This is a genomic window from Blautia sp. HCP3S3_D9, assembly GCF_052063845.1.
Classification (GTDB): Bacteria; Bacillota; Clostridia; order Lachnospirales; family Lachnospiraceae; genus Blautia_A.
The window spans coordinates 1-1743 of the sequence record NZ_JBQHWS010000255.1; the positions used below are offsets into that span (position 1 = coordinate 1).

The following is a 1743-nucleotide window of genomic DNA, read 5'->3' on the forward strand; positions in this document are numbered from 1 at the left end:
GATTTTATACCCTTTTAACAGGTTAATTGAGTGATGTTATGGCTGCATGGATCACTTTTTAGATTCATGGCACAGTTATCTGTTCAGATACTGTTCCGTGAATAATTCAGGATCAAGTACAGTTTTGACTATTGTCTTGGCGTTGATTTTTTTAAAAGAGGGTATAACATGGCAGAAGTCAATTGCAGTTATTTTGATAGCAATTGGAATTTTTTTAATGATTCAGAAAAAAAGCACAGCAGAAGAAAATGATTCAAATGGAAAAAGTTGGTTGTTCTATGCTGTACTATCTGCAGTTTTTGCAAGCCTGACAGCAGTTTTAGGTAAAATAGGTATAACCGGTATTGAGTCTAATCTTGGAACAGCTATTCGTACGGGAATTGTTTTGGTCATGGCATGGAGTATGGTTTTTATTACTGGTAAACAATCAGAAATACATAATATAGATCGTCGAGAATTAATTTTTATATGCTGTTCGGGGATTGCAACTGGTGCCTCATGGATGTATTATTATAAGGCATTGCAAAATGGCCCTGCAAGTGTAGTAATACCGATTGATAAATCAAGTGTGTTAGTTACAGTTGCTTTTTCATATTTTATATTCCATGAATCATTGGATAAAAAGTCTGCGATTGGTTTGGCACTTCTGGTTTTGGGTACGATTATAATAGCAATACTGTGATTGTTTATAAAAAGTTTATTTTTATGTTAGCTGTTTTTGAGAAATCCTCCTTACAATGAAATCATCAAATTGTAGGAGGAGACATATGTTAGAAGAAATATTTCAAGGATTTTGTATGGCAATGGCAGATAGTGTTCCAGGAGTTTCAGGAGGAAGTATTGTATTTTTGATGGGATTTTACAATGAATTTATTACGTCATTGATATTTTACCGAGGTAGAGGGAGAAAGAGTCGGTGGCACGATAATTGTCACGGATGATGAAACGAAGATATGGGAAACGCACACTCCGTATTATGACAAAAGAAACATCCATTTCTATGTAAATCGTTGTGGGTTTAAGATTGTAGAATTTTTCAATCCAAAGCACAAAGACCCACATCAAAAAGGAGAAAGTGCGGGCAATATTCCAGAAGAAAACAATTATTTCTTTAGATTTGAAAAAGAAATGAATTAGGAAACTTTCAGTAATACTGAGAGATTATAACAGAGCGGAAGCTTTGAATTTTCGGAGGTAATTTCAATGTTTAGATCAATTAGAAAAAAGAGAAATGAAATCAGCACAGACGAAGCGAAAGAACTACTACGTTGTTCTCGACGTGGCATACTGGCAGTTAACGGTGATAATGGTTATCCCTATGCGATACCGATCAATTATCTATATGATGAAGATTCACATAAGATTGTTTTCCATGGAGCTAAAGCAGGCTATAAAGTGGATTGTTTGAAAGTATGTGATAAAGTTTGCTTTACTGTATATGGTAATGAACGCATTCAGGAAGAATCGTGGGCACCATTTCTTCAAAGTACGGTTGTCTTTGGACGCTGCCACTTAGTCGAAAATCAGGAAGCCACAATGACGCTGATAAAGAAATTTGCGATGAAATATTATCCTGATGAAAAGCTGGTAGATGAAGAAGTGGCATCATCCGGAAGAGCCGTTCAGATGTTTGAAATTGAAATAGAGCACCTGAGCGGAAAAGAAGTGCAGGAACGATAAATTCCAGTTTTACATCCGCTGTATCGCCTTGGACAAATTCCCTCATAGCGGTTTTCTTGGATA

At 35.9% G+C, this 1743-nt stretch carries 3 protein-coding genes; all 3 read left to right on the forward strand.

Going from position 1 to position 1743, the window contains the following annotated elements; translation table 11 throughout:
• Positions 1 to 97: 97 nt before the first annotated feature.
• On the forward strand, positions 98 to 682 hold the full coding sequence (locus ACTNES_RS20680; RefSeq protein ID WP_441040554.1) for a DMT family transporter: 585 nt from the start codon (positions 98 to 100) through the stop codon (positions 680 to 682).
• 85 nt (positions 683 to 767) lie between these two features.
• On the forward strand, positions 768 to 941 hold the full coding sequence (locus ACTNES_RS20685; RefSeq protein ID WP_441040555.1) for an undecaprenyl phosphate translocase family protein: 174 nt from the start codon (positions 768 to 770) through the stop codon (positions 939 to 941).
• A gap of 262 nt (positions 942 to 1203) precedes the next feature.
• The gene (locus ACTNES_RS20690) at positions 1204 to 1680 is read left to right on the forward strand and encodes a pyridoxamine 5'-phosphate oxidase family protein (RefSeq protein ID WP_441040556.1); all 477 of its coding nucleotides are present in this window, start codon (positions 1204 to 1206) and stop codon (positions 1678 to 1680) included.
• Positions 1681 to 1743: the final 63 nt, after the last annotated feature.